We start from the raw sequence: 19,370 nt of genomic DNA, 5'->3' as shown, positions 1-19,370 counted from the left end.
AGCGCTTGGCCTGGCCGGTTTTTTGACGCCTTGGGGCGAACCCGTTGCAGGTTCAGGGCCAAAAAAAACCGGGCGCAAGAATCTTGGGCCCGGTGGCTGATTCTACCCGTGTTCCATCAGCTCACAAACAGGCGAGCGTGATTCGATTTCAAGCCGGTGTCTCCGCGGCTTGGGGCAATATCGGTTTGGTGGCCAACATGAAGGCCAGCGAACCCAGGGCGGCCAGCAAGGCCAGCAGGCTGAAGCCCAGTTGGTAATCGCCGGTCAGGTCGGCCAAAATCCCGGCGATCATGGGTCCGGCAATTTGCCCCAGCGCGATGATGGCAGCGGAGAGGCCCAGGATCAGGCCGATCGCGTTGCGCCCAAAATAATCGGCCCGGATGGCCTGCATGAAGGGGCCACGCAGGCCCCAGGCGATGCCGTGAAACACCCCAAATGCCACCAACATGGCCATGTGGTTGGCAAAGGTCAGGCACAGCATGCCGATACCGTGGGCCAGCATGCACAAGGCGGCCACCTTTTTTTTGTCGAACCAGTCGCCCATGCTGGCCCCCATCAGCACCCCGGCCAGCTGGCCAAAGGTCATGATCAGAATCACCCAACTGGCGGTGGTGAACGAATAGCCCAGGCCTTCTTTCATGTGGGTGATGGCATGCACGTTCACAGCAGAGACCACCAGCAAGGCCAGACCGTGGCCGATGGCCAGCATCCAAAAAGCCCGTGTGCGCAGTGCTTGTGCCACGGTGAATTCAATTTGGACAGGGGGCGCTGGACGGCCTTGGACCAGATCGGCAGCCGCCGCTTTGGCCGGGTCAATGCCATCGACGTGTTCACCATGGTCCTCGGGGCGGCGGCGGATGATGTTGGCCATCGGCAAGCCGGCCAGTAAAACCAGCACACCCGAGCCTGCGGCCGTGGCCCGCCAACCCCAGGCTTGGATGGACCCAGCCATCAGCGGCACCACCAGTCCACCCATGGCCAGACCCAGGCTCATGATGGACAAGGCGCGCGCGCGGAACTTCTCAAACCATTGAACCAGCGCGACCGACAGGGGAAAGTAGCCCCCCAAGCTGGCACCGATGGCCATCAGGATGGCACTGGCATAAAAGCTGCCAACGCTGTCCACTTGGCTCAACAGCAACAAGCCGGCTGCAAACAACACCATGCCCCATCGGATCATTTTTTGTGGGCCCACCCGGTCCATGACCCAGCCCAACACGGGACCGATGATGGCCGCTTCGACCGATTGCAGCGCCGCAGCGCCTGACAAGGTGGTTTTGCTCCAGCCCATCTCGTCTGACAACACGGCGATGTACAGACCCAGAGTTTGCGTGAGAAAAGCGGCCAACAAAAACTGGATGCCGCAAGCGGCGCCCACCATGCGCCAGCCATAAAAAGAGCTCACTTTTCAGACCTTTCGAACCCCGTGATCCTGCTTCGCCCAGGCTTGTGGCGTTGTGTCCGGTGGCAACTGTCAGGGCTCATGGGGATCGTTCTGTCAGAGTGTGAAAAACCAACAGCATCGTGTCACGGTGCGTGTTTTTCAGCTGTCCCGAAGTCGACGAAAACCGGCCTGGATGCTGCCCCGTCACACCTGACCCAGTTCCGGGGCCATCCGAAGAGCGAACTTCCTACAATCTCACCTTATGCTTTCAGACACTTCGCCGAACACATCTTCCCTTTTGCTGGCCCAGCTCAACGATCAGCAGCACCGGGCGGTGGCCTTGCCTGCTGAGCACGCTTTGATTTTGGCCGGGGCGGGTTCTGGCAAAACCCGGGTGTTGACCACCCGAATCGCCTGGCTCTTACAAACCTCGCAGGTATCACCCAGCGGCATTTTGGCGGTGACCTTCACCAACAAGGCGGCCAAGGAGATGAAGTTGCGCCTGCAGTCCATGCTGCCGGTGAACGTGAACGCCATGTGGATCGGCACTTTTCACGGCCTGTGCAACCGGTTTTTGCGAGCGCATTACCAACTGGCCGGTTTGCCGCAGACTTTTCAGATTCTGGACACGCAAGACCAACTTTCGGCTGTCAAGCGGCTGTGCAAGCAGTTCAATGTGGACGAGGACCGCTTTCCGCCCAAGCAGGTGCAGTATTTCATTTCGGGCTGCAGGGAAGACGGACAGCGGCCGGGCGATGTGCCGGTGCGCGACGACGAAACCCGCCGCAAGGTGGAGCTGTACCAGCTTTATGAAGAGCAATGCCTGCGCGAAGGCGTGGTGGATTTTGGTGAGTTGATGCTGCGTTCTTATGAGTTGCTGCGCGACAACGCACATTTGCGCGAGCATTACCGCCGCCGCTTTCGCCACATCTTGGTGGACGAATTCCAGGACACCAACAAATTGCAATATGCCTGGCTCAAGCAATTGGCAGGCTTACCGGGTGAGGGTGGCACCTGTGCGGTATTGGCTGTGGGCGATGACGACCAGAGCATTTATGCCTTCCGGGGGGCCCGTGTGGGCAATATGGCCGATTTTGTGCGCGAGTTTCAGGTGCGCCACCAGATCAAGCTGGAGCAAAACTACCGCAGTTTCAGCAACATCCTCGATTCGGCCAACCACCTGATCAGCCACAACAGAACCCGTTTGGGCAAAACCCTGCGCACAGACCAAGGTGCGGGCGAGCCGGTGCGGGTGGTCGAATCGCCCTCTGACTTTGCCGAGGCGCAGTGGTTGGTGGAGGAGTTGGGGCAGTTGGTCAAACAAGATGGTTTTTCGCGCAAGGAAGTGGCGCTGCTTTACCGCAGCAACGCGCAAAGCCGGGTGCTGGAAACCGCGCTGTTCAATGCCGGATTTCCGTACCGGGTGTACGGCGGTTTGCGCTTTTTTGAACGCGCCGAGGTCAAGCATGCGTTGGCCTATCTGCGCCTGATGGAGAACCCGAACGACGACACCAGCTTTTTGCGGGTGGTCAACTTTCCACCCCGCGGCATTGGGGCCCGCAGCATCGAGCAGTTGCAAGACGCGGCACGCGCTGCAGGCTGTTCCTTGCACGATGCCGTGAGTGCCACCACCGGCAAGGCCGGGGCCAATTTGGCCGCGTTTGTGGCCATGGTCGATGTGCTGCGTGAGCAGACCGAAGGCTTGACGCTGCGCGAGATCATTGATCTGGTGCTCGACAAAACCGGTTTGGTCAACCACTACCGCGCTGAAAAAGAAGGCGCGGACCGTGTGGAGAACTTGCAAGAACTGGTCAACGCCGCCGAAAGTTTTGTCACGCAAGAAGGCTTTGGCCGAAGCGCTGTGGCGTTGCCGCAAGGCTTGACCCAAAGCCCGGCCAGCCAAGGGGTCAGCGGTTCAACCGATACAAGCTTGGGCACCCTCGACGAATTCAGCGAAGACGGTGTCATCATGAGCCCCTTGGCCGCCTTTTTGAGTCACGCCTCATTGGAGGCAGGTGACAACCAAGCCCAAGCCGGAGAAGACGCGGTGCAACTCATGACGGTGCACGCCAGCAAAGGACTTGAATTTGAGGCTGTCTTCATCACGGGCTTGGAAGAAGGCCTGTTTCCGCACGAAAACGCCATGAACGACTTTGACGGTCTCGAAGAAGAGCGCCGACTGATGTATGTGGCCATCACCCGTGCCCGCAAACGCCTGTATCTGAGCCATTCGCAAACCCGCATGCTGCATGGCCAAACCCGCTACAACCTGAAAAGCCGCTTTCTCGACGAGTTGCCTGAAAACTGCCTGAAGTGGGTGACGCCCAAGAACGGCGGTTTCTCCAATTTGGGCAGCGCTGGCGGACAGGCGGGTGGGGCAGGTGGGAGCGCAGGCGGCTGGCCACAAACGCCAGCCTTCAACCGCCACACCCGCCCGGCCTGGGGACAAAGCAGCCTGAGCACCGAGACCTACAAAAGCCCGCCCGTGCCCGTTCAGAAAGCCGTGCCCGAACACGGCATCGCGGCCGGCAAAAATGTGTTCCACACCAAGTTTGGTGAAGGCAAGGTGTTGGCGGTCGAAGGTGTGGGGGGCGATGCCCGTGCCCAAGTCAACTTCCCTCGCCACGGCTTGAAATGGCTGGCGCTGAGCGTGGCCAAACTCACCCTGGTTTAACCCTGTTCACTGTTTGAAAGCTTCCCATGAAAATCAGCCAAGACACCGTTGTCACCATGCACCACAAAGTGGTGAACGCCCAAGGCCAGTTGCTCGACAAGACGAAAGAGCCCACGTCCTACCTGCACGGCGGTTATGACAACACCTTCCCCAAAATCGAAGCCGCACTCGAAGGCCAGGAAGTGGGTTTCACCACCACCTTGAAGCTGGCCCCGGCCGACGCCTTTGGCGAGCGCGACGAGAGCCTGGTGCAAACCATTCCCAAAAGCGAGTTTCCGCCGGGTGTGAAAGTGGGGGGCCAACTGCGGGGCCGCTCGGCCGAGGGCCATGAGCAGGTGTTCAACGTGGTCAAGATCAAGGGCGACAAGGTGATTTTGGATGCCAACCACCCTTGGGCCGGTCAGCACCTGACACTCAGCTTGACGGTGCAGGAAGTGCGGGCTGCTTCAGCCGAAGAGATCACGCACCGCCACGCGCATGGTGCGCATGGCCACCACCACTGAACGCATCAGTCGGGCTGCCCTGCGTTGGTGGGTGGTTCGTCGAAGACATCGGTTGCGAAACAATCGCGTACCGAAAACAGCATGGACGTGAAGAACATGGCCGCCACCATCAGTGCCATAGGCATGAAGGTGGCCATCATCAGGCCCGGATTGCCCAGCAAGGTGGCGATGAGCATGGCCAAAACCCCGGCCGTCATGAAAACCACACCCCAGGCGAACACATAAACGGTGAAGGCTTTGAGGTTGCGCCAACACGCCACAAAGCTGAAAAACAGGCTTTTGACGGCAGGCATGCCGTACCAATGCACCAAGGCCGGTGCATGCCAGAACATCATGGACAGCGGTAAATAAAACAACATGGACACCCACAAGGCGGTCTGAAACGCGTCGGTACTGACCACTTCAGGCGTCATGGGGGCACCGCCAAAGTAAACCTTGGCAAAGGTGCCACCATCGGCCAGTGTGGATAAACCCATCACCACCAAAAAAATCACGGCATACAAACCGCCCAGAATGAACATGGTTTGGCGGTGTGGTCCCGATTTGAAGGCCACAAACAGCACGCTGGGCATTGGGAACTTGCCGTCGGAGGCCACCTGGGTCGCCGCCATCATGCCCAGTGTGAGGGCCGGTAAAACCACCAAGGCCAAGGCCCCCCCAATGAAAGGCACCATGGACACCACCGACACGGTGGCCATGAACAAAAAGAACAGGCCAGACATGGCCAAAGGCTGCCGCCAAAAGGTGCGAATGCCTTGGCGAGCCCATTTGAGGCCAGCGCGGGTGGGAACGATTTGCAGGTTCATGGTGTCAGATCAGGGCAGAGGCACAGAGCGGGTGCCGGACCCGGCCGCGCAATACGCGTTCAAAGTGAGTTGGGTCGTGGGGTTTGAGCATGGACGCCTCACGGGGCAGATGGTAGTCCCACAGGCGTGAAATCCAAAAACGCAAAGCCCCTGCCCGCAAAAGGGCAGGCAGCAGGTCACGCTCGCAGGCAGTCAGTGGGCGAACTTGGTTGTAGGCGCTCAGCATGGCTTGGGTGCGGCCGCTGTCATGCACGCCAGTGGGCAAATCGATGCACCAGTCGTTCAGGCAGACGGCCAAATCAAACAGCCAGGTGTCCACACCAGCGAAATAGAAGTCAAAAAAGCCGGTGAGTTGCTCACCGTCGAACATCACGTTGTCCCGGAACAGGTCGGCATGAACCGGCCCACGCGGCAAAGCGGCATACGCGGCACCGACCGCGATGTGGTTTTGGAACGCCAGTTCGCTGCGCAGCAACGCGGCTTGATCGCCATCCAAATAGGGCAGCACCAAGGGCACGGTGTCGTTCCACCAATTGAGGCCGCGTAAATTGGGCTGGCTGCGGTTGTAGTCGGCTCCGGCCAGGTGCATGCGGGCCAGCATGTCGCCCACGCCAGCACAATGCGCGGCTTGGGGTTGCAATTGGCTTTTGCCAGCGAGTTTGTTCACCACGGCGGCCGGTTTGCCACTCACGGTGTGCAAGATGTCGCCATCGCGGTTGGCCGCCGGGTTGGGCACCGGGATGCCTTGGCTGGCCAAGTGTTTCATCAGGTACAGGTAAAACGGCAGTTGTTCTTGAGTCAGGCGCTCGAACAGGGTGAGCACGTACTCACCTTGCTCGGTCGTGGCGAAGTAGTTGGTGTTTTCGATGCCGCCTTCAATGCCGCGCAAAGCAGTCAAGTTCCCCAGGTTCAGGGCTTGCATCAGGTCGTTGGCCTGGGTTTCGGTGACTTCGGTGAATACCGCCATGGGGGAGAAAACCGTCAAAGCGCCAGGAGGTTGCTGGCTGAGGTGGGAAAGTAACGATTGTAGAGGGCGAAAAGCTCCCAATGACCCGTTAAGGGCTGACGGCGCGGGGCCGATGTGGCAAAGCGAAGCGCCTCTGAGGCCCTGTGCCGTCAGTCCTTAACGGGTTTGCATTTGTCGGGGCGATGGTGTGTGGTGGCTCCGCCGAGGCTCAGAGGCGCTTCGCTTTGCCACATCGCCTCAACGCAGGCCCCACACACTGTCTGGAGGGTCGTCAGTGGTCGCAGCGCTTCGCTTGGCCATATCGCCCAGGCGCAGGCCCGGCCACCCAATCATGAGGTGGATTGACGGTCTTGCCTTGATCCCGGTACACAATTGGGGGATGAGCGAAAACACCCCTGAATCTGCATCCCCCCAAGCCAGCCTCTTGCTGGTCGACGGCTCCAGTTACCTGTACCGCGCCTTCCATGCCATGCCGGACCTGCGGGCTGTGCCGGGCGACCCCAACAGCCCCGCTACCGGGGCCATTCGCGGCATGATCAACATGATGGAGCGGCTGCGCAAGGATGTGCCAGCCGTTTATGCCGTGTGCGTGTTCGACGCCAAGGGCCCCACTTTTCGCGATGAGATGTACCCAGCGTACAAGGCCAACCGCAGCCCCATGCCCGACGATTTGCGCACCCAGATCGAGCCCATCCACGAACTGGTGCGCCTGATGGGCTGGACGGTGCTGGATGTGCCGGGCGTGGAGGCCGACGACGTGATCGCCACGTTGGCCCATGTGGCCGCCCAGCAGGGCATCCAAGTCACGGTGTCCAGCGGCGACAAGGACTTGAGTCAGCTGGTGAATGCGCACATCACCATCATCGACACCATGAACGGCAAGGTGCGCGATGTGGCGGGAGTGACCGAAGAGTTTGGCGTGCCGCCCTCCCTCATGATCGACTACCAGACGCTGGTGGGCGACACGGTGGACAACGTGCCAGGTGTGGCCAAGGTGGGGCCCAAGACGGCCGCCAAGTGGCTGCTGGAATACGGCTCGCTCGACAAGCTCATGGAGAATGCCCAAGAGATCAAGGGTGTGGCAGGCGAGAACTTGCGTCAAGCGGTGGATTGGTTGCCCAAGGGCCGGGCGCTTGTCACCATGAAAACCGATTGCGATTTGAGTGCCTGGGTGCCGGGTTTGCCGTCGCTGGCCAGTTTGCACCTGCACGAACCAGACAAAGAAAAGTTGTTGAACTTTTACCAGACCTACGGCTTCAAGGGTTTGGTGCAATCGCTGGGTGGTGCTGTGCCCGCGCCTTCGCCTAAAGCCAAAACCGCCAAGCCCAAAGACACGGGCATGGGCGACTTGTTTGGCTCGGCCCAAGAAGAAGCGCCAGAGGCCTTGCCCGAGTTGAACAGCGCCGCCAGCGCCGTGCAAGGCGACTTGAAATACGACACGGTGCTCGACTGGGCGATATTTGACCAGTGGCTGGCCCGCATCGAGCAAGCGCCGCTCACGGCCATCGATACCGAAACGACTTCGCTGGACGCCATGCGTGCCGAAATCGTGGGCATTTCGCTCAGCGTCACGCCCGGTGAGGCGGCTTACATTCCGCTGGCCCACAAGGGCCCGGGTGCACCCGAGCAGTTACCGCTGACGGAAGTGCTGGCCAAGCTCAAGCCCTGGCTGGAAAACCCCGCGCGCTTGAAATTGGGTCAAAACATCAAATACGACCGCCATGTGTTCGCCAACCACGGCATCGAGGTGCAGGGCTATGCCCACGACACCATGCTGGAAAGCTATGTGCTCGAAGTGCACAAGCCGCATGGCCTCTCCAGCTTGGCCGAGCGGCATGTGGGTCGCCGGGGTGTGACGTATGAAGACCTGTGCGGCAAAGGTGCGCAACAGATCCCGTTTGCGCAGGTGGATGTGGACAAGGCGGCGCATTATTCTTGCGAAGACTCGGACCAGTGCCTGGACGTGCACCTGGCGCTGTGGCCGCAGATCGAAGCGCATGCAGGGCTGAAGTACGTGTACGAATTGGAAATCGCGACCAGCGAGGCGCTGTACCACATCGAGCGCAACGGTGTGTTGATCGACGCCCCCACACTGGCCGCGCAAAGCCAGGCACTGGGCGAGCGCATCGTGCAGCTTGAAACCGAGGCCTACGAGATCGCTGGCCAGCCTTTCAACCTGGCCAGCCCCAAACAGTTGGGCGAGATCTTTTTTGACAAACTGGGCTTGCCCGTCGTCAAAAAAACCGCCACCGGTGCGCGCAGCACCGACGAAGAGGTGCTGGAAAAACTGGCCGAAGACTACCCGTTGCCCGCCCGCATTCTGGAGCACCGCAGTTTGAGTAAGTTGAAGGGCACCTACACCGACAAGCTGGCCCAGTTGGCCTTGCCGCGCACGGGGCGTGTGCACACGCATTACGCGCAGGCCGTGGCCGTCACCGGCCGCTTGTCGAGCAACGAGCCCAACCTGCAAAACATCCCGGTGCGCACCGCCGAGGGGCGCAAGGTGCGCGAGGCCTTTGTGGCCCCTGCAGGCTGCGTGATTGCGAGCGCCGACTACAGCCAGATCGAGCTGCGCATCATGGCACACCTGAGCGACGATGCGGCCTTGCTCAAGGCCTTCCATGAAGGCCTGGATGTGCACAAAGCCACCGCGGCCGAGGTGTTTGGCGCAACGCCCGACACGGTGAGCAGCGAACAGCGCCGATACGCCAAAACCATCAATTTTGGCTTGATTTACGGCATGAGCGCCTTCGGTTTGGCCAAGGCGCTTGCCATTGACAACACCGCCGCCAAGAACTACATCACCCGCTACTTCGAACGTTTTGCGGGCGTCAAACACTACATGGATGCGACCCGCGAGCAGGCCAAAGCCTTGGGCTATGTGCAGACCGTATTTGGCAGGCGCTTGGTCTTGCCCGAAATCAACAGCCCCAACGGCCCCCGCCGCGCCGGGGCCGAGCGGGCCGCCATCAACGCGCCCATGCAGGGCACAGCGGCCGACCTGATCAAGCTGAGCATGGTTGCGGTGCAAAAAGCACTGGACGCGCAAGGCAAGACCACCAAGGTCATCATGCAGGTACACGATGAACTGGTCTTCGAAGTGCCTGAGTCAGAAGTCGAGTGGGTGCGCACCGAGGTGCCGCGCATCATGGCCGGTGTGGCCAATTTGAAGGTGCCGCTGTTGGCCGAAGTGGGCTTTGGCCCCAATTGGGAGCAGGCCCACTGAAGCTCATTTTTTGGCTTTGAAGTCCGCCACACTTTTTCTCAGGTCACGGAGTTCTTCGCAGCCAAAAAAGCAGGCTTTTTCCAGGCGCTGCAGCAGGATTTCGGCGCCTGGTAAATCATTTTTTAACAGCAACAACTCACCGTAATACTCCAAGGCGCCACGGTGCTTGGGGTCTTTTTCCAAAGCCATCTGGTAATTTTTTTCGGCAGCGGGCAAATCAGGCGGTGTCTTTTTGCGCAAGCTGTAACCCATCAGGTTATGCCAGTCGGCAGAGGCTTTGTCATTGGATTGATTCAGCACTTGGATGGCTAAATCGTAATTTTTCCCCTCAACGGCTTGCCGAGCTTGGGCAAGCCAAGAGGATGAAGCCGAACCGGGAGCGGATGGTGTGTCGGCGGCCATGCTGGCCCATGAGGCAGCGCAGAGAATGACAAGAGCCAATTGTTTTTTCATTGAGAGGTTTCTCCTTCAGAGCTGGGTTCAGGTTTAAAAAGATCAATTCTTGGTTTTGAACTCTGCAATGCTTTTTTGCAGATCGTTCAGCTCCTCGCACCCTGAAGTGCAAGCCTTTTCAAGCCGCTTTAACAGGGTTTGTGCGCCGTACAAATCCTTTTTCAACAAAAGCAGTTCGCCGTAATACTCCAGAGCGCCCAAGTGCATCGGATTTTTTTCCAGCGCGGCTTGGTAATGCCGTTCGGCCATCATCAACTGTGGGGGTGTTTTCAGACGCAAGCTGTAGCCCATCAGGTTATGCCAATCGGCTGATTGTTTTTCAGGGGCTTGCGAGAGGACCTGGATTGCCAAATCGTAGTTCTTCATCTCAATGGCTTGGCGAGCTAGGCTGAACCATTCGGGAGGCGAAACATCAGCGGTGGAGTCTCGTGCCATGCAGGGCCAAGACAAGGTCACAAAAGCGCAAAGGATCAGCAGTTTTTTCATATTCAGGTGTCTCCAGGTTGAAAGGCTTCGCCATGAAATTTATCGGCTCGCCACAGGTCAATTTTTTGCATGGCCTTCAGAAAGCCGGGAGAGTTTTCGAAGTTCTCTAGCCAAACACGCAATGCAGACCACGCTTGCGAGGCGAACCACACAGGGTCGACATGTGCAAACTGTCTGACAAAAGGTGCCAGCGCGGCATCGGTCAGGCCCCATCGGGCGCCGGTCAGAAAGTCATTTTTCTGCAGATGCGTGTTGATTTGCCAAAGAAAATCACTGCCCAAGTCCCGGTCCTGAGTGCCTGAGTTCAGGCCAAACCGAAGGGGGTATTTGTAGCGGTCCAGCTGCTGTTTGAAGCGCCCGTCGTTCAAGGCAACCCATGCCAAAGCAGAACTCATTTCCTCTGGAGACGTCGGCAGCCAACCCAAGGGGTCATGTTGGGCCAGTGCCCAAAGCATGATGTCCAGACTTTGATCCAGTACCCTGGCGCCACTGGCATCAGAAAGCCAAAGCACCGGCACGGTGCCTTTGGGGGACAAGGCCAACATGTGCGCGGGCTTGTTTTTCAGCACGATTTCCCGGTGTTCGTAGGCCACTTGGCTCACTTGCAAGGCCAAACGGGCCCGCATGGCATAAGGGCAGCGGCGAAAGGAATACAAAACAGGGCTTGCTGTGTTGGGCATGGGGGCAGTTTAAGGGGGCTGGGTCTGGCCATAAATAGGCCCTTGTGCCAAGATGATTTCTTTTTTGAACGCAATGATGTTGGAGCGCTGACATGAACAACGATTGGATCGAAGACACGCAAGCCCTGCTGGGCGGACACCCGGGAGACGCTGTGGCCACCCGACGTACGGCTTTGAAAGCGGCTTTGGGTGTGGGTTATGCCGCTGCGGCCATGCCCCTTATGGCGCAAACAGCGATCAAAACCCGTGCGGAGGGCCTGGTTTCTGGTGAAGTGACCATCGATGTGAATGGCTTCAAGATGCCCGCTTACCGCAGCGCCCCTGCGGGCAAGACCGGTTTGCCGGTGGTGCTGGTGATCTCCGAGATTTTTGGGGTGCACGAGTACATTGCCGACGTCACGCGCCGTTTGGCCCATGCCGGGTATTTGGCCATTGCGCCAGAGCTCTTTGTGCGCCAGGGCGACCCCAACGAATACGGCGAACTCGCCAAGCTGCAAGCCGAAATCATCGCCAAAGTGCCCGATGCGCAGGTCATGGGCGATCTGGATGCCACGGTGGCTTGGGCCGCAGCCCAGGGTGGCAACACCGACAAACTGGCCATCACCGGTTTTTGCTGGGGTGGGCGCATCACTTGGCTGTATGCGGCGCATCAGCCCAAGATCAAAGCGGGCGTGGCCTGGTATGGGCGCCTGGTCGGCAACACCACGGCGCAGACGCCCGCGCACCCGCTGGCTTTGGTGGGCAGCCTGAAGGCTCCGGTGCTGGGTTTGTACGGCGCGGCGGACACTGGCATCCCCCTTGACACGGTTGATAAGATGAAGGCTGAATTGGCCCAAGGGTCAGCAGCGGCCAAAGCCAGCGAGTTTGTGGTTTATCCTGAGGCCCCTCATGCTTTCCATGCCGATTACCGTCCCAGTTACCGCAAAGCGGCGGCAGACGATGGCTGGCAGCGCTTGCTGGCCTGGTTGCAGCGTAACGGCGTGGCCTGATGATGGGGATGCATTGACCGTCCTTTGGGACGTAAGAACTTAAAACCGCCCTTCGGGGCGGTTTGTTTTGGGGTGCAGGGCACTCCGGGAAACATGATGACTTTTTTGGCGATTTTGGTGGGCACCTTGGTGGCGGGCATTGGCAGCGTTTGGTTGGCGGCCTGGCTGAGTTTTGGCATCTTGAGCCGATACACACAGCACATGCTGAGCTTGGCCGCAGGGGCCTTGATGGCCACATCGTTTTTGCATTTGTTGCCCGAGGCCTTTGAAAGTGAAGTCGGTGCACAACAGTTGTTTTTGACACTTTTGATGGGTCTGGTGTTCTTTTTCTTGCTCGACAAGGCAGAACTTTGGCACCACGGCCATGAACACGGACACGACCATGGCCCCCATGATCACCATAATCACCATGGCCACGAGCACGCCACCCATGGCGTTGACCCCAGTGAGCCGTCCCGTGGGCAATGGGCGATTTTGGCAGGCGACAGTGTGCATTGTTTTGGCGATGGCATCCTGATCGCCTCGGCCTTCATGGCCGACATGCGTTTGGGGGTGATTGCTTCGCTGGCGGTCTTGGCGCACGAAGTGCCTCACCACATGGGCGATCTGGCTGTTTTACGCCAAGGCAGCAGCAGTCGCCGTGCGGCGATCGTCAAGGTGTCGATGGCCGGGGCCATCACCGCTTTAGGTGGGGCGGTGGGCTATGTGCTGGTCGATGCTTTACAAGACTTGTTGCCATTTTTCCTGGTTGTGGCCAGCAGCAGTTTTGTCTATGTGGCTTTGGCAGACTTGATACCGCAGCTGCAAAAACGTTTGTCTGCCCGAGAAACCGCATCCCAAATTTTTTGGCTGGGTGCTGGCATGGGCATGGTGGTCGTGATCAGCGCCTTGGCAGGTCACAGCCACTGAGTTGAGGGGCTTTAACCCTTGGCGCATGGCAAGCCGGGGGTACGGCACCATTCACTCCAGCTGCCGGCATACAAAGCGGTGGGGCCGAAACCGGCCAACTCCATTGCCAACACATTGGGCACGGCGGTCACGCCACTGCCGCAGTGGTGCACCACACTGCTGGCCGGGCGGCCCGCGAGCACTTCGGTCCATTCCGCTTTGAGCTGTTGCGGGCTTTTGAATCGACCGTCTTCGGTGAAATTGTCGGTGAATGGCCGGTTCAAAGCGCCAGGAATGTGCCCCGCCACGGGGTCCAGCGGTTCCACTTCGCCCCGGTAACGGGCTCCGGCGCGGGCATCGACCACGGTTTGTGCGGGCTGACCCAAGTGGGCTGCAACCATTTTGGTGAGCACCAGCTGGCGCAGCGGTGCTTTCAGTTCGAATTGCGCAGGCTCAGGGCGCGTGAAGGGGCCCGAGTCGGTGCTTCCACCTGCGTCTTTCCAGGCTTGCAAGCCGCCGTCGAGCACGGCCACGGCCTCGTGCCCCAACCATTTGAGCATCCACCACAAACGACCGCAGTACTGGCTTTTGTTTCGGTCATACACCACGATCTGCATGCCGTTGTGCACACCCAGACTGCCCAGCCACCGGGCCACGGCTTCGCGCTGCGGCAAAGGGTGGCGACCACCATTCACAGCCAGGCCCGCCTCGTGTGTGCTCAGGTTTTTGTCCAAGTCGGCAGGAAGTGCGCCAGCGATGCGCTCGGCTGTAAACAACCCGCCCGCCAACTCAGGTTTCATCAGATCAAAACTGCAGTCAAACACAGCGCAGGGGGTGCCCAGGTGTTGCAAGGTTTTCAATTGGGGGGCATCGATCAGCAGGGGGTACATGGCGTGTCTCCAAGGTTCAGTGTTCTTCAGCAGGGGCACTGGGCAGTGTACGGTTGCGCAGCACGGTCGAGGCGATGCCGCTGGCCATGATGAGGGCCATGCCCAACCAGCCCATAAGTGGGATCTGGTCGCCAAACAGGATCAGGCTGAACAATGCACCAAAGACGATGCCCGAATACTGCAGGTTCGCCACGACCAAGGTTGAGCCCCGGCTGTAGGCGTTGGTCATGCACAACTGGCCCAGCGCGGCCAGCACGCCAATGGGCAGCAACCACAGCACGCTGGGCCAAACCCAAGGACTCATGCCCTTGACCATCATCAACGCGGCGCCCACCACGGCGGTGCCGACAGAAAAATAAAAGACAGTGCGTGCTTCGGGCTCGTTCAGACGTCCCAAAGCAGCCACCTGCATGTAAGCCAAAGCCGCGATCAGGCCCGACAGCAGGCCGACGATGCCGGCAAACAATTGGTCTTGTTCGATGGTGGGGCGCAGCAACAAAATGACACCGCCAAAACCTGCGATCACCGTCAGCACGATGGGCCCTTGTCGGGTCGCGTCTTGCAGTTTGCCCATGACCAGGGTGCCACCCACCAGAAAAACCGCCACCCAGATGCCGCTCATGTAATTGAGCGTTATGGCGGTGGCCAGAGGCAGGTGGGCAATGGCATAAAACCAGGCGGCCAGCGAAGTGACGCCCACCACCGAGCGCCAGACATGCATCATGGGAATATGCGTTCGCAAAGTCACACCTTTTAACCGGCAGAGGCTGGCCATGAACACCACGCCGATCAGACCCCGGAAAAAAACCAGCTCAGAAGTGTGGAAGTGGACCGATGCGTATTTGATGCAAACCCCCATCATGGAGAAAAACAAGGATGCCAGGATCATCCAGGAGGCTTGCATGGTTGCCTTCGGTTCAGGTGGCGCTCAATTGGCGGCGGTACCACTCATGAAAGTGCTGCATGCCATCTTCCATCGGGCTTTGGTAAGGGCCGACTTCGTTGTCGCCGCGAGCCAGCAGCGCTTTGCGGCCTGCATCCATGCGTTCGGCAATTTCGTCGTCTTCGGTGCAGGTCTCCATGTAGGCAGCCTGTTGGGCTTCGACAAATTCGCGCTCGAAGGCCACGATTTCTTCGGGGTAATAGAACTCGACCCTGTTCAGGGTTTTGTTCGGGCTGATCGGGTGCAATGTGGACACGGTCAGAACATGGGGGTACCACTCGACCATGATGTGCGGGTAATACGTCAACCAGATCGCGCCGCGTTCAGGCAACTGGCCCTTGCGGTATTTGAGCAGCACTTCATGCCACTTTTTGTAAGTGTCTGAGCCGGGCTTGTCAAAGCCCCCCGACACCCCCACGGTTTGCACCGAGTAGTGCTCTTTGAACTCCCAGCTCAGGTCATCGCAGGTCACAAATTGCCCCAGACCGGGGTGGAAAGGGCCGACGTGGTAGTCCTCGAGGTACACCTCGATGAAGGTTTTCCAGTTGTAGTTGCACTCGTGCAGTTCCACCCGGTCCAGGGCGTAACCCGTGAAATCCAGCTCTGATCGGGGGCCCATGTCCGCCAGATCGCCTGCAATGTCGCGGCCGTTGTCTTCAAAAAGCAGGCCGTTCCACTCCTGGAGCTTGTAGTTGTTCAAGTTCAGGCAGGGGTCTTGCGCGAAATGCGGGGCGCCCAGCAGCGCACCATCGGGCGAATAGGTCCAGCGGTGCAGGGGGCAAACGATGTTGCCACCCGCGCTGCCTTTTTGCTGCGTGTTCAGGTTGCCTCGGCCATTGAGCATGACCGCTTGGCGGTGCCTGCAAACGTTGGAGATGAGCTCGACCCCACCTTGGGCGTTGCGCACCAGGGCACGTCCTTCGGCTTCGTGGGGCAAGGCAAAATAATCGCCCGGGTTGGGCACAGCCAACTGATGGCCCACATAGCGTGGTCCTTGCCGGAAGAGCGTGTTCAATTCGCGCTGAAAAAGCGCTTCATCGAAATAAGTGGAAACTGGTAGTTGGCTTGCGGCCTGCTGCAGTTGAAGACTTAAATCAGACATGGGTGACCTGACCTAGAGACTCCCCCTATGAAGGGGCAGGAAAATAGTGCGGAATTCGAAGAAAACAACACAAAAAAATGACAGGGGAAAGACTGCCGATGAGGCGCGATTCTAACCCGCAGGCCCTGCGAACCGGCGCCTCGAGGCGAAGCAGCGGGTAAAAAACCGTCCCTTATGATTCGCAAAGGCCTCATGGTGGCTGGGTCAGCCGAGTCAAGGCATAAAGCCTAAAATTGGTGTTTTTGCGGAAAATCTCATGTCCAAGGCTGCCAAAACTGACCACGCTGACGCGACCGATGCGTTTTTGCCTGTCAACTATGAGGCGGCTTTGTCTGAGCTGGAATTGTTGGTGGGCCAACTGGAGTCGGGCCAAATGCCCTTGGACCAGCTGCTCAGCGGCTACCAGCGTGGCGCGACCTTGCTGGCCTTTTGCCGAGACAAGCTCAAAGCCGTGGAAGACCAGATCCAGGTGCTGGATGGCGGTCAACTCAAACCGTGGAGCGGAGCGTGAGTGCTTTTGACCTGAAAGCTTGGATGCAGTGGCATCTGGACCGAGTTGAGGCTGCTTTGTCTGATGGAATCCAGGCCCATTCGGCGGCTGGCTTGGGCGAGGCCATGCGCTACGCGGTGCTGGATGGTGGCAAGCGTTTGCGGCCTCTGCTCGTGTTGGCCAGCGCGCAGGCCGTGGGGCATGAACCCAACGGTGTTGCTGCTTTGAATGCTGCCTGTGCGATCGAGTTGATCCATGCTTACTCGCTGGTGCACGACGACATGCCGTGCATGGACAACGACGTGCTGCGGCGTGGAAAACCCACGGTGCATGTTCAATTTGGCCAAGCCCAGGCCTTGCTCGCCGGCGACGCTTTGCAAACCCTGGCTTTTGAAATGCTCACCCCGCAAGACGACAGCGTGGCCCCAGCCATACAGGCTTCCTGCGTGGCCTTGTTGGCCCGGGCTTCGGGTTACCAAGGCATGGCGGGCGGTCAGGCGATCGATTTGGCCAGCGTGGGTTTGCGTTTGAATGAAGCGCAGTTGCGCCAGATGCACCGACTCAAAACAGGCGCTTTGCTCTTGTGCAGTGTGCAGATGGGTGTGGCATGCGTGCCCCAAGTGTCCGCAGGCGTTCAAAACGCTTTGGCCCGCTTTGGCGAATCGCTCGGTTTGGCCTTCCAGGTGGTCGACGACGTGCTGGATGTGACGGCCGATTCGGCCACACTGGGCAAGACCGCTGGCAAAGACGAGGCCGCTGACAAGCCCACCTATGTGGCGCTGATGGGATTGGAGGCCGCCAAAGCCTACGCTGATGCCTTGGCTGCGGATGCCATGCAGGCCTTGGAAGACACTGGCTTGAGCGATGACCGTTTGGCTGCCCTGCGTGGCTTGGCTGTGATGGTGGTACAAAGAAACAACTGATTTATGACCGCACTACTTGAAAAGATCGATTCACCTGCTGACCTGCGACGCTTAGCCCGTACCGATTTGCCTGGTTTGGCCGATGAGTTGCGTCAATGTGTGCTGGACAACGTGTCCAAAACCGGCGGTCACCTGAGCTCCAATCTGGGCACGGTGGAGTTGACGGTGGCTTTGCACTATGTGTTCAACACCCCTGAGGACCGCATCGTCTGGGACGTGGGCCATCAGACTTACCCGCACAAGATTTTGACCGGTCGACGCGAGCGCATGCCCACGCTACGGCAGTTCGAAGGTTTGTCGGGCTTTCCGCGCCGGGACGAGAGCGAATACGACACCTTTGGCACAGCCCATTCTTCCACCAGCATTTCGGCCGCTTTAGGCATGGCCGTGGCGGCCCGTCAAAAAGGTGAGTCGCGCCACGCCATTGCCGTGATTGGCGATGGCGCCATGACAGCCGGCATGGCCTTTGAGGCCCTGAACAACGCGGGTGTTGAAGAATGCAAGTTGTTGGTGATTCTGAACGACAACGACATGTCCATCAGCCCACCAGTGGGTGCTTTGAACCGGTATCTGGCGCAACTGATGAGCGGGCGCTTTTACTCGGCAGCCAAAAATGTGGGTAAGAACGTGCTGAAAAATGCCCCGCCCCTGTTCGAGCTGGCCAAACGCCTGGAAGAACACGCCAAAGGCATGGTGGTGCCTGCGACCTTGTTTGAAAAATTTGGGTTCAATTACATCGGCCCCATCGATGGGCACGATCTGGATTCGCTGATTCCGACGCTGGAGAACATCAAGCATTTGGAGGGGCCGCAGTTTTTGCATGTGGTTACCAAAAAAGGCCAGGGCTACGACAAAGCGGAGGCCGATCCGGTGGCCTACCACGGCCCGGGTAAGTTTGACCCGACTGTGGGCCTGGTGCCTGCGGCCAACCCGGCCAAAACCACCTTCACACAAGTCTTTGGTCAGTGGTTGTGCGACATGGCCGAGAAAGACCTGCGTTTGGTGGGCATCACTCCGGCCATGCGCGAGGGCTCGGGCATGGTGGCGTTCCATCAACGCTTCCCCAAGCGTTATTACGATGTGGGCATTGCCGAGCAACACGCGGTCACCTTTGCCGCCGGCATGGCCTGTGAAGGGCTCAAGCCCGTGGTGGCCATTTATTCCACTTTTTTGCAACGCGGCTACGACCAACTGATCCACGATGTGGCGCTGCAAAACCTGCCGGTGGTGTTTGCCTTGGACCGCGCAGGCTTGGTGGGGGCCGACGGGGCCACCCACGCGGGCGCTTACGACATCGCTTACGTGCGCTGTATCCCCAACATGAGCCTGGCTTGTCCGGCCGATGAACGCGAATGCCGCCAGTTGCTCAGCACCGCCTATGCGCAAAACCACCCGGTGGTGGTGCGCTACCCTCGCGGCGCGGGCGTGGGCGCGTTACCGGGAAGGGACTTGGAGCCCTTGCCATTTGGCAAAGGCGATGTGCGCCGTGAAGGTGAAAAATTGGCCATTTTGGCCTTTGGCACCTTGCTGGCCCCGGCCCTGGAAGCCGCAGAAAAACTCAATGCCACGGTGGTCAACATGCGCTGGGTCAAGCCGCTCGATGTGGACTTGTTGGCCCAAATTGCCCAAACCCACGAGCGCTTGGTCACGGTGGAGGAGGGCTGCATCATGGGCGGCGCAGGCAGCGCGGTGGCAGAGGCCTTGCAGCAACTGCAGATCATCCGCCCAGTGTTGCACTTGGGTTTGCCGGATGTGTTCATCGAGCACGGCGACCCGGCCAAATTGCTGGCTTTGCAGGGGCTGGACGCTGTGGGCATCACGAATGCCATCACCCGCCGTTGGCCAACTGACGACCAAGGTCACGCCCACATCGCTTTTTGACCTTCCGTACCGCCCCAAAATCTGTCGTTTGAATCCGCAAAAAGGGTAAACCCTTGTGAGTGGGTGTGTTTCAACTTCATACAAT

General features: G+C 59.1%; 17 protein-coding genes. 8 read left to right on the top strand and 9 right to left on the bottom strand.

Annotated elements, in window-relative coordinates; genetic code table 11:
• Positions 1-148: 148 nt before the first annotated feature.
• Complete coding sequence (locus Q0O19_RS00600) at positions 149-1,405, bottom strand: MFS transporter (RefSeq protein ID WP_295518903.1); 1,257 nt, start codon at positions 1,403-1,405, stop codon at positions 149-151.
• 241 nt (positions 1,406-1,646) lie between these two features.
• On the opposite strand from Q0O19_RS00600, the gene Q0O19_RS00595 reads away from it, so the two are divergent.
• Together Q0O19_RS00595 and Q0O19_RS00590 are read left to right on the top strand one after the other, a co-directional pair.
• On the top strand, positions 1,647-4,058 hold the full coding sequence (locus tag Q0O19_RS00595; protein ID WP_295518900.1) for a UvrD-helicase domain-containing protein: 2,412 nt from the start codon (positions 1,647-1,649) through the stop codon (positions 4,056-4,058).
• A 26-nt stretch (positions 4,059-4,084) separates the two neighbouring features.
• Positions 4,085-4,561: a peptidylprolyl isomerase gene (locus tag Q0O19_RS00590; protein ID WP_295518898.1), complete on the top strand. Its 477-nt coding sequence runs from the start codon at positions 4,085-4,087 to the stop codon at positions 4,559-4,561.
• A gap of 5 nt (positions 4,562-4,566) precedes the next feature.
• Here Q0O19_RS00590 and Q0O19_RS00585 read toward each other — a convergent pair whose 3' ends face one another.
• Together Q0O19_RS00585 and Q0O19_RS00580 are read right to left on the bottom strand one after the other, a co-directional pair.
• Positions 4,567-5,367, bottom strand: a complete 801-nt coding sequence (locus tag Q0O19_RS00585) for a BPSS1780 family membrane protein (protein ID WP_295518896.1) — start codon at positions 5,365-5,367, stop codon at positions 4,567-4,569.
• A gap of 4 nt (positions 5,368-5,371) precedes the next feature.
• Positions 5,372-6,334 (bottom strand): homoserine kinase, encoded by a 963-nt coding sequence (locus tag Q0O19_RS00580; RefSeq protein ID WP_295518997.1) that lies wholly within the window; start codon positions 6,332-6,334, stop codon positions 5,372-5,374.
• Positions 6,335-6,713: 379 nt separating this feature from the next.
• Here Q0O19_RS00580 and polA point away from each other — a divergent pair, with 379 nt between their 5' ends.
• Positions 6,714-9,560 carry a DNA polymerase I gene (polA, locus tag Q0O19_RS00575; protein WP_295518893.1) on the top strand — a complete coding sequence of 949 codons (2,847 nt, stop codon included), beginning with the start codon at positions 6,714-6,716 and terminating at the stop codon, positions 9,558-9,560.
• Positions 9,561-9,563: 3 nt separating this feature from the next.
• Here the strand turns inward: polA and Q0O19_RS00570 are convergent, their stop codons facing one another.
• The 3 genes from Q0O19_RS00570 to Q0O19_RS00560 are packed head-to-tail and all read right to left on the bottom strand — an operon-like array spanning position 9,564 to position 11,179.
• Entirely contained in the window at positions 9,564-10,013 is a 450-nt protein-coding gene (locus Q0O19_RS00570) for a hypothetical protein (protein ID WP_295518890.1), read from the bottom strand.
• Positions 10,014-10,055: 42 nt separating this feature from the next.
• Positions 10,056-10,499 carry a hypothetical protein gene (locus Q0O19_RS00565; RefSeq protein ID WP_295518887.1) on the bottom strand — a complete coding sequence of 148 codons (444 nt, stop codon included), beginning with the start codon at positions 10,497-10,499 and terminating at the stop codon, positions 10,056-10,058.
• Between the two features lie 2 nt (positions 10,500-10,501).
• Positions 10,502-11,179 (bottom strand): glutathione S-transferase, encoded by a 678-nt coding sequence (locus tag Q0O19_RS00560; RefSeq protein ID WP_295518884.1) that lies wholly within the window; start codon positions 11,177-11,179, stop codon positions 10,502-10,504.
• 92 nt (positions 11,180-11,271) lie between these two features.
• Between Q0O19_RS00560 and Q0O19_RS00555 the strand changes: the two genes are divergently transcribed.
• Positions 11,272-12,168, top strand: a complete 897-nt coding sequence (locus Q0O19_RS00555) for a dienelactone hydrolase family protein (protein ID WP_295518881.1) — start codon at positions 11,272-11,274, stop codon at positions 12,166-12,168.
• A gap of 96 nt (positions 12,169-12,264) precedes the next feature.
• Positions 12,265-13,077, top strand: coding sequence for a ZIP family metal transporter (locus tag Q0O19_RS00550; protein ID WP_295518878.1), 813 nt, complete (start codon positions 12,265-12,267; stop codon positions 13,075-13,077).
• 11 nt (positions 13,078-13,088) lie between these two features.
• On the opposite strand, the gene Q0O19_RS00545 is transcribed toward Q0O19_RS00550, so the two are convergent.
• From Q0O19_RS00545 to Q0O19_RS00535, 3 genes are read right to left on the bottom strand one after another with little or no spacing between them, the layout of a single operon-like run.
• Positions 13,089-13,946: a sulfurtransferase gene (locus Q0O19_RS00545; RefSeq protein WP_295518875.1), complete on the bottom strand. Its 858-nt coding sequence runs from the start codon at positions 13,944-13,946 to the stop codon at positions 13,089-13,091.
• A gap of 16 nt (positions 13,947-13,962) precedes the next feature.
• Positions 13,963-14,850, bottom strand: coding sequence for a DMT family transporter (locus tag Q0O19_RS00540; RefSeq protein ID WP_295518873.1), 888 nt, complete (start codon positions 14,848-14,850; stop codon positions 13,963-13,965).
• 13 nt (positions 14,851-14,863) lie between these two features.
• Positions 14,864-15,991 carry an aromatic ring-hydroxylating dioxygenase subunit alpha gene (locus tag Q0O19_RS00535; RefSeq protein WP_295518871.1) on the bottom strand — a complete coding sequence of 376 codons (1,128 nt, stop codon included), beginning with the start codon at positions 15,989-15,991 and terminating at the stop codon, positions 14,864-14,866.
• Positions 15,992-16,247: 256 nt separating this feature from the next.
• On the opposite strand from Q0O19_RS00535, the gene Q0O19_RS00530 reads away from it, so the two are divergent.
• From Q0O19_RS00530 to dxs, 3 genes are read left to right on the top strand one after another with little or no spacing between them, the layout of a single operon-like run.
• Positions 16,248-16,502, top strand: coding sequence for an exodeoxyribonuclease VII small subunit (locus Q0O19_RS00530; RefSeq protein WP_295518868.1), 255 nt, complete (start codon positions 16,248-16,250; stop codon positions 16,500-16,502).
• Positions 16,503-16,525: 23 nt separating this feature from the next.
• On the top strand, positions 16,526-17,404 hold the full coding sequence (locus tag Q0O19_RS00525; protein WP_295518995.1) for a polyprenyl synthetase family protein: 879 nt from the start codon (positions 16,526-16,528) through the stop codon (positions 17,402-17,404).
• A gap of 3 nt (positions 17,405-17,407) precedes the next feature.
• Positions 17,408-19,285: a 1-deoxy-D-xylulose-5-phosphate synthase gene (gene dxs / locus Q0O19_RS00520; protein WP_295518866.1), complete on the top strand. Its 1,878-nt coding sequence runs from the start codon at positions 17,408-17,410 to the stop codon at positions 19,283-19,285.
• Positions 19,286-19,370: the final 85 nt, after the last annotated feature.

Source organism: Limnohabitans sp. Rim8, from assembly GCF_945869175.1.
GTDB lineage: Bacteria > Pseudomonadota > Gammaproteobacteria > Burkholderiales > Burkholderiaceae_C > Limnohabitans_A.
This window is presented reverse-complemented; position numbering and strand designations above follow the sequence as displayed.

Bases quoted from the DNA above. Each gene is read 5' to 3' on its own strand.
- Q0O19_RS00595 (WP_295518900.1), top strand. From the start codon at position 1,647: ATGCTTTCAGACACTTCGCCGAACACATCTTCCCTTTTGCTGGCCCAG.
- Q0O19_RS00590 (WP_295518898.1), top strand. From the start codon at position 4,085: ATGAAAATCAGCCAAGACACCGTTGTCACCATGCACCACAAAGTGGTG.
- Q0O19_RS00585 (WP_295518896.1), bottom strand. From the start codon at position 5,367: ATGAACCTGCAAATCGTTCCCACCCGCGCTGGCCTCAAATGGGCTCGC.
- Q0O19_RS00580 (WP_295518997.1), bottom strand. From the start codon at position 6,334: ATGGCGGTATTCACCGAAGTCACCGAAACCCAGGCCAACGACCTGATG.
- polA (WP_295518893.1), top strand. From the start codon at position 6,714: ATGAGCGAAAACACCCCTGAATCTGCATCCCCCCAAGCCAGCCTCTTG.
- Q0O19_RS00570 (WP_295518890.1), bottom strand. From the start codon at position 10,013: ATGAAAAAACAATTGGCTCTTGTCATTCTCTGCGCTGCCTCATGGGCC.
- Q0O19_RS00565 (WP_295518887.1), bottom strand. From the start codon at position 10,499: ATGAAAAAACTGCTGATCCTTTGCGCTTTTGTGACCTTGTCTTGGCCC.
- Q0O19_RS00560 (WP_295518884.1), bottom strand. From the start codon at position 11,179: ATGCCCAACACAGCAAGCCCTGTTTTGTATTCCTTTCGCCGCTGCCCT.
- Q0O19_RS00555 (WP_295518881.1), top strand. From the start codon at position 11,272: ATGAACAACGATTGGATCGAAGACACGCAAGCCCTGCTGGGCGGACAC.
- Q0O19_RS00550 (WP_295518878.1), top strand. From the start codon at position 12,265: ATGACTTTTTTGGCGATTTTGGTGGGCACCTTGGTGGCGGGCATTGGC.
- Q0O19_RS00545 (WP_295518875.1), bottom strand. From the start codon at position 13,946: ATGTACCCCCTGCTGATCGATGCCCCCCAATTGAAAACCTTGCAACAC.
- Q0O19_RS00540 (WP_295518873.1), bottom strand. From the start codon at position 14,850: ATGCAAGCCTCCTGGATGATCCTGGCATCCTTGTTTTTCTCCATGATG.
- Q0O19_RS00535 (WP_295518871.1), bottom strand. From the start codon at position 15,991: ATGTCTGATTTAAGTCTTCAACTGCAGCAGGCCGCAAGCCAACTACCA.
- Q0O19_RS00530 (WP_295518868.1), top strand. From the start codon at position 16,248: ATGTCCAAGGCTGCCAAAACTGACCACGCTGACGCGACCGATGCGTTT.
- Q0O19_RS00525 (WP_295518995.1), top strand. From the start codon at position 16,526: ATGCAGTGGCATCTGGACCGAGTTGAGGCTGCTTTGTCTGATGGAATC.
- dxs (WP_295518866.1), top strand. From the start codon at position 17,408: ATGACCGCACTACTTGAAAAGATCGATTCACCTGCTGACCTGCGACGC.